A 15,957-nucleotide genomic window follows, 5' to 3' on the forward strand; every position below is an offset into this window, starting at 1 on the left:
ATCGGCACGCGTAGCGATTGAAGCGGGTATTGCGGACTACTGGTTCAAGTACGTCGGCCTGAACGGTGCGATTGTCGGCATGACGAGCTTCGGCGAATCAGCTCCGGCTGAGCTGCTGTTCGAAGAGTTTGGCTTCACCGTCGATAACGTCGTTGAAAAAGCGCAGGCGCTGCTGAAGTAAAGCAGCGAGGCGGTAAAATTGATGCGATAAAACCGCGATACCGTGCGCAAAAGGATCGCAAGCAGCCACATTGTTTGTGATCCAGATCAATTAATTCATCTGACCACATTGCATGACTCCGGCGCCGCATGCTGATATTGCGGCGCAACACCACAAGTTGCATCAGCCTATTTTTATCGCGGCGTGCTACTGCTTCGGCAGGCAAGACCAAAGTAAAAATGCATTTCCTCTTTTTTAGAGGTGCATTTTTATTTTGGTCTTTTTTTTTGGCCTAATTGGCGTCAACACAGGGTAAAACTATGAATTATCAAAAAATGAATTATCAAAAACTTGGCGTCGACATCCTCGCGTTAAGCGGCGGCAAGCAGAACGTCAGCAAGCTGACCCACTGTGCCACCCGCTTACGCTTTGAGTTCAACGACAGCGATGCCGTACAGGCAGACGCGATTGCCAAACTCCCCGGCGTCATCAGCGTGGTCGACCGCGGCGGTCAGTTTCAGGTGGTCATCGGCAACGATGTCCAAATCACCTATCGCGCGATTTTGAACGAGATTGGCGAGATGAACGGCCAGCGCACTGCCAGCAGTAAAGAACCGCAGAAGAAAGGCGGCATTTTATCGCAAATCATCAGCGTGATTTCCACCACCTTCACGCCCGTTATCCCGGCGATTACCGGCGCTGGGATGATTAAAGCCCTGCTGGCGATCCTCAAGCTGACGGGGCTAATTTCCGCCGACAGCACGACCTATCGCCTGCTGGACACTATCTCCGATGCAGCCTTCTTCTTTCTGCCTGTGCTGCTGGCTTACGGTGCCTCCATCAAGTTCGCCTGTAACCCGATTCTGGCGATGACGATTGCGGGCGCACTGCTGCACCCGAATCTAGCTCAGCTACTGGCCTCCGGCGGCCCCATCAGCTTTATCGGTATTCCGGTGCGGCTGGCGGACTATGCCGGATCGGTATTGCCGATCATTCTTACCGTCTGGATCATGTCTTACATCGAGCAGTTTGCCGAAAAGATCTCGCCTTCGATGATCAAATTTTTCACCAAGCCGATGATCGTGCTGCTGTTTACCGCGCCGCTCGCGCTGGTGGTGATTGGGCCTTTCGGGATTTTCCTCAACGATCTGGTCGCCAGCGGTGCGGCGATCATTGACGGAAAAGCGAGCTGGCTTATTCCGATGCTGATGGGCGGTCTGCAACCGTTTTTGGTGATCACCGGTACCGCCTGGGCGATGACGCCGATTGCCACCTCGCAGCTGACTCGTAACGGTTTCGAGATGATCAACGGGCCCGGCATGCTGGCCTCCAACATTGCGCAGGGTGCAGCCACGCTGTGCGTCGCGTTTAAGACCAAGAACAAGAATTTGAAACAGCTGGCGTCTTCCGCAGGCTTCACCGCTCTGCTGGGTATCACCGAGCCTTCCCTGTACGGGGTGACGCTGAAGCTGAAGAAACCGCTGATTGCCGCCATGATCGGCGGGGGCTGTGCGGGGATCTATGCCGGGCTGGCCGGGCTGGTTCGCTATGCCTTCGTTTCACCGGGTCTCGCGGCGCTGCCCGCCTTTATTGGTGAAAACCCGATGAACATCGTCCATGCGCTGATCACCTGCGCCATTGCGATTGTCGTCACGTTTGCGCTCACCTGGATCATGGGATTCGACGATCCGGTGGATGAAACTGACGACGCACCAACCACCAATGGTCCGTCTACCTCGGAAACAGAGACCGCCAAAAAACCGCAGGCGGCGGAAAGTCACACGGAACAGCAAGCGATTATGAGTCCCCTGTCCGGCAAGCTGGTCGCGCTGAATGACATCAACGATGACGTATTCTCACAGGGATTACTGGGGCAAGGTGTGGCGATTATTCCTGACAAGGGAGAAGTCGTCGCGCCGGTTAGTGGCGAAATCATCACGTTCCTTGAGTCTAAACATGCCGTCGGTATCCGGACAGATAACGGTCTGGAATTACTGATTCATGTCGGCCTCGACACGGTGAATCTCAACGGCAAGCACTTTACCGGCCATATCAAACCGGGCGACCGGGTTAGCGCGGGCGATAGGCTAATTAGCTTCGATCTGCATGAAATCACCCGTCTGGGCTACGATCCGATTACGCCAGTGGTGATCATCAACAGCGATGACTACGCCAGCGTCGTCTGTACCGCACCACAGCCGATCGCACCGCTGGATACGATCATTAAAGTGAACGCCTAATCCCCATAGAGGCATTGGGCGCCGTGCCCGATGCCTCTTCCCGGATGTGAGAGAACATATGCATTACCAACAGCAAAAACACTTCCCTGCGGGCTTCCTGTGGGGAGCCTCGACCTCGGCTTATCAGGTCGAAGGAGGCTGGCAGGCCGAGGGGAAAAGCCCGTCGATCATTGATAAATGCCTGCACCCGGAAAACACCGCCGACTTCACCGTGGCTAGCGATCACTACCATCGCTTTAAAGAAGACGTGCAGCTGTTTGCGGAACTGGGATTAAAGGCCTATCGCTTCTCTATTGCCTGGACGCGTATTCTTCCCGACGGCACCGGTGCAGTAAATCCGTTGGGCATCGCGTTTTACAACAGCCTGATTGATGAACTGAACGCGCGCGGTATCGAGCCGGTCGTCACGCTCTACCATTTCGATTTGCCTTATTGTCTGGAAGCACAGGGCGGCTGGCAGAATCGCGCCACGATTGATGCTTTTGTTCACTACGCCCGCACGCTGTTTACGCATTTCGGCGACAAGGTGAAATACTGGCTGACGATTAATGAGCAGAACACCATGATTCTGCACCCCGGTGCGATTGGCCTGCCGGAAGGTGGCGTGTTGCCATCTAAAAAAGTGCTGTACCAGCAGAACCATCACATGATGCTGGCACAGGCGCAGGTCATGGCGTTGTGCCACGAACTCGCGCCCAACGGCCTGATTGGCCCGGCGATCAACACCACCTCCATGTATCAGGCCACCAGCAAGCCAGAAGATGCCATCGCCGCGCACAACTGGGAAACGCTGCGCTGCTGGAGCTTTCTGGATGTCGCGGTGCATGGCCGCTACAACGCGCTGGCCTGGCGTTATCTGGAAGATCGCGGCCTTGCGCCGGAGACATTGCCCGGCGATAACGACATCCTACTGTCAGGCAAGCCCGACTACGTGGCGATTAACTACTACTCCACCGCCACCATTGCCGCCAGTAAAGGCGATGCATCGGATGTCAGCGCCCGCGCGGGCGATCAGCAAATCATGCTGGGTGAACCCGGCGTGTATCGAGCGGCGGAGAATCCGCACGTCGATAAAACGCCTTATGGCTGGGTGATCGATCCCATTGGTTTGCGTTTAACGCTGCGTAAAACCTACGAGCGCTATCATCTGCCAATCCTGATTACGGAGAATGGCATGGGTGCGCCGGATAAGCTTGAGGCCGACGGGACGATCGACGATCAATATCGCATCGATTTTATTGCCCGTCATATTGAACAGATGCAGCTCGCTATCAGCGATGGCGTTGATCTTATTGGCTATTGTCCGTGGTCGGCGATCGATGTGGTCAGCACCCATCAGGGCTACGGTAAACGCTACGGGTTTATCTATGTGAACCGCGATGAGTTCGATCTGAAAGATCTGCGCCGCATCAAAAAGAAAAGTTTTTACTGGTATCAGGGCGTCATAGCATCAAATGGCGCGCGGCTATTTCCTGGGGAATCCTAATACTGACGCCCCAGTACACTCTGTTAAAACAGGGATAAGCTCACTCTGAATCACTCCTGTTGCGGGAAAACGCCCCGCAACATGAAAGAGAAGAAATGGGTTATTATTTTACTGACGCTCCCACTGATATCACTCAAGAAACGCATGATGGCTGAACCGATAAAAGCAATAAAAATACTGAACAATAGCCTGGTGTTATCTTCCGATGCAGATAACAACGAAATCATTGTCATGGGGAAAGGGATCGGTTTTAACAGCAAAACCGGCGATATTCTCGATCCGACCAAAATTGAGAAGACCTTTATTCTCAAGGACGGCACATCGCCACGCGAATTTGCTCGTCTGATTGAGCACGTCGGGGAAGAATATGTTCATATCGTGAATAAGATTATTGATGATGCGAACCGACAGCTTCATGGTCGCCTGAGCGAACAGGTCTTTTTTACGCTGATCGACCATATCAGCTTTGCGATTGAGCGCTATCGCAAAGGCATCAGCATACAAAATCGTCTGCTTTATGAAGTAAAGCGATTTTACCCGCAGGAGTTTGCGATTGCCTCGCGGGCGCTCAACGACATTAACCAGCAAATGAATCTGGAGTTACCCGAAGAGGAAGCGGGCAATATCGCCTTCCATTTGGTCAACGCCCAAACCGACGTCCAGAATATGGAGAACACGCTCCAGTCGGTCAAAATGCTGAAAGATATCTTTAATATCATTCAGTACAACTTCCATATCGTGATTGATAAAGAATCCATTAACTACTCACGCTTCCTGACGCACATGCAATTCTTTATTCAGCGTCTGTTGGAAAATAGCCTGATTCATTCAAACGATGACTTTATTTTTGAGCAGGTCACCAAAGAATATCCTGATGCCTATAAATGCAGCAGACTGATCAAAGACTATATTCACAACCTGCTCAACATCGACATTTCTAACGATGAAATGCTGTACCTGATTATTCATATCGTCCGTATCACCCCAGAACAGGAAAGTGCGCCCAATCGGCGATAAATTGATCAGCAGTTTTCCTGCCGCTGCTGCACATCCTCGTTCTGATGACCTCACAAGTGCAACACGCACAAGAACCCATCCCTGATAGTCCATTTGGACAAGGAACAACCCATGCGGGTGACACGGCGATTACTGAAAGTTTCATCGCATTTTTGGGTACTGGGCATGTTCAATCAATAAGGCATTGGCTACTATCATTTTCATAAGCAAATTATGGAAAATTTTTTGTGGCAACGATTACAGATATCGCTCAAAAAGCCGGGGTGGCAGCCTCAACCGTTTCTCGCGTACTTAATAACGATCCCAGCCTGTCCATAACCAAAGAAAAGCGCCAACTCATCAAGAAAATCGCCCATGAGTTGGCCTATTTATCGCCTACACAACGTAAGCAGCAGAAAAAAAAGTTAGAGAACTCGCTCGTTGTCCGCTCTCATTTCAAAATGGATAATGAAAACGTATTGAATCTCGCCGTCGTCCACTTTCTTACGCCCTCAGAAGAACTCAACGACCCTTATTTCACCGCAATGCGTATTGGCATTGAAAACCGCTGCCACCATTTTAATATTTCGTTACGCAATCTATTCACCACCAATTTATCATCCAATAGCCAGACTTTAGCTCAGGCGCAGGCGATCATTTGCGTAGGTCACTTTAGCGATAGCGACATCGCCTTAATTTATTCATTAAATAAAAACCTGATTTTTATCGACTCAGCCCCGCTCGATAAACAATGTGACGCCGTGCTTTTTGATCGGGAAGCGGCTGCACGCGAAGTATTACATTACATTGTGAATAGTGGCGCTCAGCGCCCCGCATTTATCGGGAACAATGAGAGCCGTTTGCATGTATTTCAGGAGATAACGCAAAAACACGGTATCTACGACGAGTCGCGATGCAAGGTCAGTCAGTTATTCTGTATTGAGTCCGGCTATCAGGCGATGAATGAATTGCTGCAACAAAAAGAATGGCCTGATGTCGTATTCGCGGCAACAGACATTATCGCGATTGGCGTGTACCGGGCGATTCAAGAGAAAGGTATTGCTATCCCTAAGCAAATAAAAGTGATTGGGATGAATGACATCCCCACAGCACAACATCTCAATCCCAGTTTGACCACAATGCGACTTTACCCCACTGAAATGGGCGAAGCCGCCGTCGATCTGTTTTTAGAATTGGTGGCAGGACGCTATTATAAAAAGCACATACAGATTGGTTATGAGATGGTTTGGCGCGAAAGCTTCACACTCAACGATGCCCTTTTATAATACGTTCCTTTATCTTTCCTATCCTTACCAATAAAGTGGCCACGTAAGCAAGCTACGCGGCCAGAGAACGTCAATTAGCGGTTATTTTCCACAGCTGATTCCATCCCCCATTATCATGCCATTGAATACCGGATGCACCGTTCTCTGTTGAACGGCTGTTAACATCCAAAAGCTTCCCACTGTTCCTATTCATGATTTTATAATAGCCATCGCCAGCATCTAAAATCAGCCATTGCTGGCTAAAATGGCCGGTGTTATACATTTGGAGAATTTGCGCACCATCCTCATTGGCACTGAAATTAACATCAATGTACTTTCCGCTATTCACATTCACCAGATTGAAATAACCATTGCCAATCGCATTAAAATAAAAACGCTGGCTGTCCCAGTTGCCGTCACTGTATTGTTCAACCCATGCGCCGTCTTCACGCGAACCGCTCACAACATTAAGCGATTTACCACTATGTCGATTAGCGATCTTATAACGGGTTCCGTTGATGAAATTGATTTGTGATTCGGCAAACGCGTCCAGCGCTCGGGTAAATTGCAATACATTGGTTGAAACTTGCGTCGTCGCGCCTAAAGCGTAACCGTCCGGTAACACCTTTGCATTACCCGCAGGTTCCCAATAAAAAACCCCAATTCCTTTATTTCCCGGCACCGCTTTAACAAGATTAATCGTATCCCTAATCGTCCAGTAACTGTCTGTCGGGTTGGTTTCCAAACCGCCGACTTCAACGACCATAACTTCCTTACCATATCGGCTCGCCATATCATTGAGATTGCTCGCCAGAGCGCCAGTGAGCTCCCAATAATTTTTCCCTTCCCAGTAGGGATAGAACGAAAAGCCAATCACATCGGTTTTCCCCCCGTGCGTGGTGAGGAAATTGTCAAAAAACCAGCGAGAGTTGGAATTATTATTTCCATGCGCCAGATGGCTGATCACCTTAGAGGAAGGGCTGACCGCTTTAACCGCATCATAGCCCGCATTCAGTAGCTGCGTTAAATTGGCAAACCGACTGGTACTCCCTTCCGGGAGTAAAATTCCCGGATTCATTTCGTTGCCGACCTGCACCCATTCCGGCGTCACGCCTGCGGAAATAAGCGCAGTCATCACTTCATGTGTATGGTTATAAACGGCCGTCGTTAATTGACTCAGATTGTAGTTCGCCCACGCTGCTGGCTTTATTTGATGACCCGGATCCGCGAAAACATCACTGTAGTGGAAATCCACCATGACGCGCATTCCCATCGCTTTGGCACGCTGCGCGGCATCCACCACGCGGGTTTTATCCGTATAGCCAAGCATCGTCCAGGTCGTATTATCTTTATGCCATAGCGCACTGGGGTCGGGATTAACGAAAATGCGTAACCGTACAGCGTTTATGCCGTGATCGCGCAATATCTGTAATACATCGCGCGGCGTTCCTGCATCATCACGCCAGCTTACCCCGCGATCTTCTAATTGCTTTACCCAGCCAATATCTGCGCCATAAGCAAACGGCTGCGCCGCTTTCGCCAGATTGGCTGACATGAACCCTATAAACAGCATTAACAATATAGAGATGATTCCTGAATAATTATTCTTTTTCATTCATTTCTCCTTGAGGTAACACGCTTAAAGGGTATTTATTACATAAATACCCAGGTACAGATTAAAAATAGAGAGTGATACTGATAAAAATAAATTTCACAGAATAAACCAAGCAGCCATTAATGGCTGCTTAGCTATTTTCTAAATTTCTCACTTATTCAATAGGGTGTTTTCCATGGCGTTATCCTCGCCATGACAGACATTTTATTTTTAATTAATCCGTTTTCCATTTTCATCAAAAAAGTGCAGATGTTCACTACGGCACGTCAGCGGAATCGTTGAGTAAGGCACAATACTATTATCACCCGACAAATGAACCTTGAAATTATTAACGCCAGAATACGCACCAAAAATATAGGTAGCATTACCCAACCTTTCAGTGACCTCACTATTGATCGACAAGCTGACGTCCCCACCGTTCGGGTCAATACTCAAGTGTTCAGGGCGAATACCCACGGTAATTTTCTGATCGACGCACAATCCGTGGTTAGCAAGATTAACGGAAAGTGTATTGAGCTTATTGATCAAGATACTCACGTTGCTCCCTTCAACCTGTAGCACTTCGCCAGGTAGAAAGTTCATATTCGGCGAACCGATAAAACCAGCGACAAAAAGATTTTCTGGCTTATGGTAGAGCGCCATCGGTGTCCCAACCTGCTCAATATATCCCTTGTTTAACACCACAATTTTATCCGCCAGCGTCATCGCTTCGACTTGATCGTGCGTCACATAAACCATGGTATTACGCATTTCCTGATGAAGCCGGGCAATCTGTAAACGCATTTCCACGCGTAATTCGGCATCAAGGTTCGACAAGGGCTCATCGAATAAGAACACTTTAGGATCGCGCACAATGGCACGCCCAATCGCAACACGCTGACGCTGACCGCCAGACAGCTGTTTCGGTGTGCGATCTAACAGTGCTTCTAGCTGGAGCGTCATCGCGGCCTTGCGCACCATTTTTTCGACTTCCGCTTTGGGATGCCCGTTCATTCTCAACCCAAACCCCATATTTTCAGCCACCGTCATATGCGGGTACAGCGCGTAAGACTGGAACACCATCGCAATCCCCCGCTCTGCGGGATCGAAATGGTTAACTAAACGGTTATCAATATGAATTTCGCCATCCGTGATATCTTCCAATCCTGCGATCATTCTCAGCAACGTCGATTTACCACACCCCGACGGGCCGACGAAGACCACAAATTCGCCTGAATTAATCTCAAGATTAATACGATGGATTGTTTCAGTCTTATCGTAACGCTTCACTATATTTTTTAATAAAATATCAGCCATGTTGAACCTCAAACTTAATTTGCCATTGCGCGCGTATTACTTCACTGCGCCCGTCATGCTGGCGATAAATTGCTTTTGCATGGCGAAGAAGATAAGTAAGCTAGGAAGAGTAGAGATGACTGTTCCCACCATAATAAGTCCGAAGTCTGGAGAATAGGCAGAAGCAAAGCTGGATAACACCAGATTAATCGTCTTTAATTCATTAGACTGGAGGACAATAAGCGGCCAGAGAAAGGCATTCCATGACGTCATAAAAACAATGATAAACGCAGCGGAATAGCTGGCTCGCATAATCGGTACGTAGACATACAGGAAAATTTTCCACTCCGCGACGCTTTCCACGCGCGCAGCATCGATCAACTCTCTCGGAAACGTTTTCGTACATTGCCTAAAGTAAAAAATAATAAAGGCTCCGGCCACCGTCGGCATGACAACGGCAAAATGCGTATCCAGTAAGCCAGCCTTACCAAACATGGTGAAAAGCGGGATCATTAATGCCGCAAACGGGATCATCATCGTCGTTAATAGCGCCACATAGACACGTTCACGATTCTTGCTGGAATAAATCTCAAAGGCATAACCCGCGATAGAGCACACCACCAGCGTCGATACCGTGCTAATCAACGCAATCTTTGAGGTATTCCAAAACACTAATGCCAGATCCACCTGACTCGTCAGATTGGTAAAGTTGACTAAGAGCTGATCGCCAAACGTGAATTTACCCATGTTGATTTGGCTGGTGCTATTCGTGCTCGATACCACCATCCAATAGAATGGGAAAAGCGAGAAAATGCTCATCAGCACAAGAAAAATATGCATCAGTATGCTGTTAATTTTACTTTTTCTCATATTATCCCTTCCGTGCTGCTTTAAACTGAATCAGCGCCAATATTGCTGAAAAAACAACAATGACGTATGAAACCGTTGCCGCATAGCCAAAGTTAGGTACAAATTTGAATGACAAGTTATAAATATAAAGCGATAACGTCAGCGTCGCATTTGCCGGACCACCATTCGTGATATTCATGACTTCATCAAACAGCTGTAATGTGCCAATGGTTGATGTCACACTGGTAAAAAGAATAACCGGCTTCAATAAGGGTATAGTGATGAAGAAAAACTGCTTAATTGGGCTGACGCCATCAACTCGGGCGGCCTCATAAATCGATTTATCAATATTCTGCATAGCGGAAAGATAAAATATCATGTTATATCCCGTCCAACGCCATGTAATGGCAATAATGATGGTCACTTTCGCCCAGAAAGGATCAGATAACCACGGAATCGGATCGTCAATAACATGAATAAACAGCAAGAATGAATTAATCACACCATCCAGTTCAAACATACTTTTGAAAAGAATGGAGTAGGCCACCAGTGAGGTCACACAGGGTAAAAAGATCGCTATTCTAAACCATTGGCGATATTTAAGCTGCGACGAGTTCAAACAAGAAGAAATAGCCAGTGATAATAGAATCATAATCGGAACTTGGATTACCAGAAACGTTAACGTATTCCAAAGTGCCGTTTTGAACATAGGATCACTGAATAAACGAATGATATTTCCCAGGCCAACAAATTGTGTCACCACACCCCGGCCAGACTGAAAAGAAAGCCAAAGTGACTTGAAAATAGGGTATATCGTCATTAAGGCAATTAACCCAACAGCGGTAGCGACAAAAGCCCAGCCGTTGATGTTATAAAGCCTATTCATTTTAGGTTTATACATCATTATCACACCATCGATTTCTGGAGAGAAATACTTGAGGGCTTGCCGCCCTCAAGCTCACACTCGCTACTGCATAATCTGATTTTTTAATGTCGCTTCGGCGCGTTTTAAAACGTCATCAACAGAATCGCCTTTCAGTAATGCAGGTATTTCAGCAGCAATGGCGTTATCAACTTCCTGGGTATACATACCGTAGGAAACCTGTGGAATTTCAGTCACCCATTTAGAGAAATCAGCAAACACGGGCTGACCACCAAAGAACGGATCGTGTACCGCGTAAGCAGGGCCGGAAGTGGCGGGAAGGAAGGTGGCGAGCGCACCGCGATCAACCAAAAGGGTTTGATACATATTGCTATCTGCCGCAAAGGTTTTCTGCAAAAATTCAATCGCCTGTTTAGTATTTTTGCCACCTTTTAAGACATACCAGCTCGATCCACCCTGATTGGAAGCATGTACCGCTTTGTCGAGGTTCAGCCGTGGGATCGGCGCGACACGCCATTTTCCTTTCTGATCTTCAGCACTTTTAATGGAGCCAATCACCCACACGCCAGAAACCACACTCGCCGATTTTCCGGCATTAAAACTCCCGACGAAGCTCGACCAGCCTGAGATAGGACGTGCAATTTTCGCGTCATTAATCGCTTTAATTGTTTTTAACGTTTCTTTCAGTGCATTGTTTTTGGTGAGATTGAGTTGTCCTTGATTATCGAAGAACCATTCTCCACCGGACTGCATCATAATATGAGGGAGAACCACATCATTCATATCGTAGGTCAGCATATCAACACCGGTTTTCGCTTTTACCTGCTTACCGATCTCAATATATTTATCCCAGGTAATATTCACCATATCACTCTCTTTATATCCGGCAGCCTCCAGATAATCGAGCCGATAGAACATTCCCGCCACGCCGGAATCAAAAGGAACACCGTATACCTTATCCCCTACCGTCATCACCTTCGTTTTATAAGGTGCAAACTGGCTATAATCGATAGCATCCTGTAATGGGATAAACGAGTCAGGATAAGCCTGAAGATATTTCTGAGCATTATAATCTTCAATAAGCACAATATCAGGAAGCGAGTTTTTAACCCCTGAAGCCAACATGGTATTTAATTTCTGCTCAATATCTTCTTTACCGGAGTCGATCACTTTCAGACTAAAACTTGGATCGGTTTTTTTATATATCGACGATGCCTCATGCATTGCCGCGACATTGAAATTAGGATCCCAGGCCCACACTGTGACTTCAGCAGCCAGGCTATGACTCGATAAGCCCAGCGTGAGGAATGAAACTGCAAATAGGGTAGATACTTTATTCTTGATCTTCATCAGAGCAGTCCTTCTTTACTTTTTGTAAAGAGAGAATATGAGTTACTGCATAATGAAGCAACGAGTTACACCGCTTACATTCTTTCATCCGGTGATACGGGTCACACAACAGGGAGAAAAATGACTAAATATTCGATCTAAATACAAAAAATTTAGGAAAATTTTCCTCCTATAAAGCCCATACCAACCCATAAAAACGATGAAAACAAAAACAAAAACAGACATATAGCATTGAAAATAAAACAAAAAATGACAGTATAAAAAGGTTAATCAGCTCATATTAACCATAATCACCCCTTCACCGTGGAATTACGCAAAAATGAAAGCGTTACCACAGAAAATCAAGCGGCACATGGGATACCCGTGTGCCGCAAAACATGCCTATGCCTTGGCAAACCAGCCGTGGATGATCGCGTGCTGTAGCAGCATGATGGTCTTACCGTCTTTAATCCGGCCATCGTTCATCATCGCGACGGCTTCGCTGAACGGCAGTTCCAGCACCTCGATATCTTCATCTTCCACACCACCGCCCAGATTATCCCTCTGCGACTCATCGTATTCAGCAGCGAAAAAGTACACACGCTCCGTCACGCTGCCCGGCGACATGTAGGCATAGAACAGCTTTTCCACGTTGCCGATCGCATAGCCAGTTTCTTCGATGGCCTCGTTACGGATACATTCTTCGGGCGAATGGTCGTCCAGCAAACCCGCGCAGGTTTCCAGCAGCATGCCGCTTTCGTTGCCGTTGACGTAGGTGGGAATACGGAATTGTCGTGTCAGAATCACCGTGCCTTTCGCCCGGTTGTACAGCAGAATCGTCGCGCCATCACCACGGTCATAAACCTCACGAACCTGGCGAACGACGCCGCCATTATTTCTTTTTAAATCAAATGTATACTTGTTCAGAATATACCAATTATCGGATAGCAGCTTCTTTTCGACGATATCAATGGGAGACGACATGCAAACACCTCGATGCTCGATGACTGAAGGGATTTTTTGGTGATAACGCTTCGTTACAATCGTTTTCATTATAACGGTGCAAATTCATCATATCCCCTTTTAGCCCCGGCATAAACGGGCAGTGCAACGTAAGCCAAACGGAAACATCTCGTTCAATAAACGCTAACCACATGATTTACATAACACGAAATCCTCGGCAACCCGGCCGTACTTTTCAGCCAGCCTGTGTGCATTGTCTATACTGAATCTTCAGTAACTCACGTTCCGGGAAGTCGCTGCGTTTTCGTCGCCCTATAACCACCGTCAGTTCGTCATAACGCGCTTATCGCAACCGCCTTCCATGATTTACGCGGATTCAATACCGCATCACTTCTCCAACAACATCATCGAGGTAGATAACATGAGTCATTTCATTTTCTCTTCACCTGGAAAATATGTTCAGGGTCGCGGCGTGCTGGATCTACTGGGCGAACAGCTCAAGCCGCTGGGTGCGAAAGCGTTTCTGATGGCGGACAGCACGGTGTGGGACATCATCGGTCAGCGCGTCGATGCCTCACTCAAACAGGCGAGCATCGGCCATCATTACGAGCGCTTCAACGGTGAGGCTTCCAGCAACGAAATCACCCGTCTTGCCAAGCTGGCGCGTGACGCAGGCACAAACATCGTCGTCGGATTAGGGGGAGGTAAAACGCTGGATACGGCAAAAGCCGTCGCCGATGAGCTAAAACACAACGTCGCTATCGTCCCAACCGTGGCCTCAACGGATGCACCGTGCAGCGCGCTGTCCGTCATCTATACCGATGACGGCGTGTTTGAATCCTACCGCTTTTACAATAAGAACCCCGATCTGGTGCTGGTCGATACCGCCGTGTGCGCGCAGGCACCCGCACGTCTGTTCGCCTCCGGCATTGCCGATGGTCTGGCCACGTTTGTCGAAGCACAGGCCGTTCAGCGCTCTCACGCCCTCTCCATGGTGGGCGGTAAACCCACGCTGGCGGGCATGGCAATTGCCGAAACCTGCGAAACAACGCTGCTAACCTACGGCTACAGCGCCTATAAAGCCGTGGAAAAAGGCGTGGTCACACCGGCGGTAGAATCCGTGGTTGAAGCCAACACGCTGCTTTCCGGTCTGGGCTTTGAGAACGGCGGGCTGGCTGGTGCGCACGCCATCCACAACGGCTTTACCGCGATCAAAGGCGACATCCACCACCTCACACACGGGGAAAAAGTTGCCTACGGCACGTTAACGCATATGGTGCTGGAGCAGCGGCCTGATGAGGAAATCGCCCACTACATCCGCTTCTACCGTGCCATCAACATGCCGACCTTGTTAAAAGATCTGCATCTGGAAAATGAGCCGTTTGAGAATCTGATCAAAGTAGGTGAACTGGCGTGCAGCGACGCCGATACGTTGAAAAATCTGGACAGCAGGCTAACGGCCGAAGACGTCGCCCACGCGATTGTTGCCGTCGATGCGTTCAGTAAAACCATCGCTTAACTGCGGCTGCGGTAAAAGAGCCCGACTCTCGCGAGATCGGTCCAGCGGAGTCGGGCTTGATATATCCGATGCTCGCTTCTCCTCGACGTTGTCCTGCCAGAAAACGTTCTTTCTGCGTCACAAACCTGCTCATTACTATTCACTTTCATTTGACGAGAAAACGGGCAGGATAACGACATACTCTCTCACACCTGAGCCATCGAATGACGGAACATCCTCGCCCTGTCCCCCTATCGGATACGCTAACGCTTGCCCTTTTCGGGACGATCGTGCTGGCGTTAGGAATGGGATTAGGGCGCTTTTTGTATACGCCGATGCTGCCTGTGATGCTGGAGGAAGGTCGCTTCACCTTCGGTCAACTGTCCTACATTGCCAGCGCGAACTACGCCGGCTATCTGTTCGGTAGCCTGTTTTTCTCTTTTAGCCGTCGCGCTTCAACCACTCAACCCATGTTCCTGCTGTTTGCCGCAGCCGCCGCAACCGGCGTTTTGCTCTTCGCGATGGCTCTGACCACCGATACGACGCTGGTCATGCTCGTTCGTTTCCTCGCCGGGATCGCCAGCGCGGCCATGATGATCTTCGGTTCTTTGACTATTTTGCACCACACAAAGCATGCTCGCGTTATCGCGTCGCTCTATGCTGGGGTTGGCGTGGGGATCGTGTTGGGTAATGAATACATCATCATCGGACGGCATTACGCCCTCACCGCCGAGCCATTGTGGTGGGGTGCAGCTTTGATCGCCGCACTACTTATGTTCGTCCTACTCATCCTTTCACCGCATCAGTCCACCGTCGCTCAGCAGCTGATGGCCAATACCGATGAACCGACTCAGCTTGGCTGGCAGCGGCTTGCGCTGCTGTACGGCCTCGCGGGCTTCGGGTACATCATCATCGCTACCTATCTACCGTTGATGGTGACTGCACTGGACATGCCACGTTTGTCCCTGCATTTATGGTCGCTGGTTGGGCTGGCGGTGATTCCTGGCTGTTTTTTCTGGCTATGGGCTGCCGGCCGCTGGGGAACGTTATCCTGCCTGACGGCAAACCTGCTCATTCAGGGAAGCTGCGTCCTGTTGACGCTGTTCAGCCATTCTCACGTGGCATTGATATTCAGCTGTATCGGCTTTGGTGCTACTTTTATGGGAACGACCTCGCTGGTGATGCCCTTAGCCAAGCGGCTACGCGTGCCGCACGGCATCAACCTGCTTGGGCTGGTGACGCTCACTTACGGCATCGGCCAGATTCTTGGCCCACTGCTCACCAGCGCCCTGACGAATACTCACGCTGTCGCGCCAGCGATCCTGTGTAGCGCAGCAGCACTTTTCATCGCGGCAGGGCTCTGTTTCCCCTACCGTCGGCCACAACCCTAATCCCGGA

13 protein-coding genes are annotated in these 15,957 nt (G+C 49.1%); 7 read left to right on the plus strand and 6 right to left on the minus strand.

Annotated elements, in window-relative coordinates:
- The 5 genes from ACIPUG_RS08495 to ACIPUG_RS08515 all read left to right on the plus strand — a co-directional run.
- On the plus strand, window positions 1-181 hold a 181-nt coding region (locus ACIPUG_RS08495), incomplete at its 5' end, for a transketolase-like TK C-terminal-containing protein (RefSeq protein ID WP_400337969.1).
- A gap of 314 nt (window positions 182-495) precedes the next feature.
- Window positions 496-2,400 carry a beta-glucoside-specific PTS transporter subunit IIABC gene (locus tag ACIPUG_RS08500; protein WP_400338287.1) on the plus strand — a complete coding sequence of 635 codons (1,905 nt, stop codon included), beginning with the start codon at window positions 496-498 and terminating at the stop codon, window positions 2,398-2,400.
- 58 nt (window positions 2,401-2,458) lie between these two features.
- Window positions 2,459-3,886 carry a glycoside hydrolase family 1 protein gene (locus tag ACIPUG_RS08505; RefSeq protein WP_040033511.1) on the plus strand — a complete coding sequence of 476 codons (1,428 nt, stop codon included), beginning with the start codon at window positions 2,459-2,461 and terminating at the stop codon, window positions 3,884-3,886.
- A gap of 147 nt (window positions 3,887-4,033) precedes the next feature.
- Window positions 4,034-4,903 (plus strand): BglG family transcription antiterminator LicT, encoded by an 870-nt coding sequence (gene licT / locus ACIPUG_RS08510; RefSeq protein WP_010282486.1) that lies wholly within the window; start codon window positions 4,034-4,036, stop codon window positions 4,901-4,903.
- A gap of 227 nt (window positions 4,904-5,130) precedes the next feature.
- Window positions 5,131-6,168 (plus strand): LacI family DNA-binding transcriptional regulator, encoded by a 1,038-nt coding sequence (locus ACIPUG_RS08515; RefSeq protein ID WP_400338134.1) that lies wholly within the window; start codon window positions 5,131-5,133, stop codon window positions 6,166-6,168.
- Between the two features lie 70 nt (window positions 6,169-6,238).
- On the opposite strand, the gene ACIPUG_RS08520 is transcribed toward ACIPUG_RS08515, so the two are convergent.
- The 6 genes from ACIPUG_RS08520 to nudK form a co-directional block, all read right to left on the minus strand.
- A complete protein-coding gene (locus ACIPUG_RS08520) occupies window positions 6,239-7,762 on the minus strand; it encodes a glycosyl hydrolase 53 family protein (RefSeq protein WP_110163733.1) in 1,524 nt (507 codons plus the stop codon).
- Window positions 7,763-7,972: 210 nt separating this feature from the next.
- Window positions 7,973-9,058: an ABC transporter ATP-binding protein gene (locus ACIPUG_RS08525; RefSeq protein ID WP_400338136.1), complete on the minus strand. Its 1,086-nt coding sequence runs from the start codon at window positions 9,056-9,058 to the stop codon at window positions 7,973-7,975.
- 36 nt (window positions 9,059-9,094) lie between these two features.
- Window positions 9,095-9,907 (minus strand): carbohydrate ABC transporter permease, encoded by an 813-nt coding sequence (locus tag ACIPUG_RS08530; RefSeq protein ID WP_014914251.1) that lies wholly within the window; start codon window positions 9,905-9,907, stop codon window positions 9,095-9,097.
- A gap of 1 nt (window position 9,908) precedes the next feature.
- Window positions 9,909-10,790 carry a carbohydrate ABC transporter permease gene (locus tag ACIPUG_RS08535; RefSeq protein ID WP_039274971.1) on the minus strand — a complete coding sequence of 294 codons (882 nt, stop codon included), beginning with the start codon at window positions 10,788-10,790 and terminating at the stop codon, window positions 9,909-9,911.
- Between the two features lie 63 nt (window positions 10,791-10,853).
- Window positions 10,854-12,119, minus strand: a complete 1,266-nt coding sequence (locus ACIPUG_RS08540; protein WP_277518416.1) for an ABC transporter substrate-binding protein — start codon at window positions 12,117-12,119, stop codon at window positions 10,854-10,856.
- Window positions 12,120-12,500: 381 nt separating this feature from the next.
- Window positions 12,501-13,082 (minus strand): GDP-mannose pyrophosphatase NudK, encoded by a 582-nt coding sequence (gene nudK / locus ACIPUG_RS08545; RefSeq protein WP_277518417.1) that lies wholly within the window; start codon window positions 13,080-13,082, stop codon window positions 12,501-12,503.
- Between the two features lie 400 nt (window positions 13,083-13,482).
- Here nudK and ACIPUG_RS08550 point away from each other — a divergent pair, with 400 nt between their 5' ends.
- The gene (locus ACIPUG_RS08550; protein WP_039502304.1) at window positions 13,483-14,580 is read left to right on the plus strand and encodes a glycerol dehydrogenase; all 1,098 of its coding nucleotides are present in this window, start codon (window positions 13,483-13,485) and stop codon (window positions 14,578-14,580) included.
- A 203-nt stretch (window positions 14,581-14,783) separates the two neighbouring features.
- Window positions 14,784-15,950 (plus strand): MFS transporter, encoded by a 1,167-nt coding sequence (locus tag ACIPUG_RS08555; protein WP_400338138.1) that lies wholly within the window; start codon window positions 14,784-14,786, stop codon window positions 15,948-15,950.
- Window positions 15,951-15,957 lie beyond the last annotated feature (7 nt).

It is taken from the genome of Pectobacterium sp. CHL-2024 (assembly GCF_044751765.1).
Lineage (GTDB): Bacteria > Pseudomonadota > Gammaproteobacteria > Enterobacterales > Enterobacteriaceae > Pectobacterium > Pectobacterium brasiliense.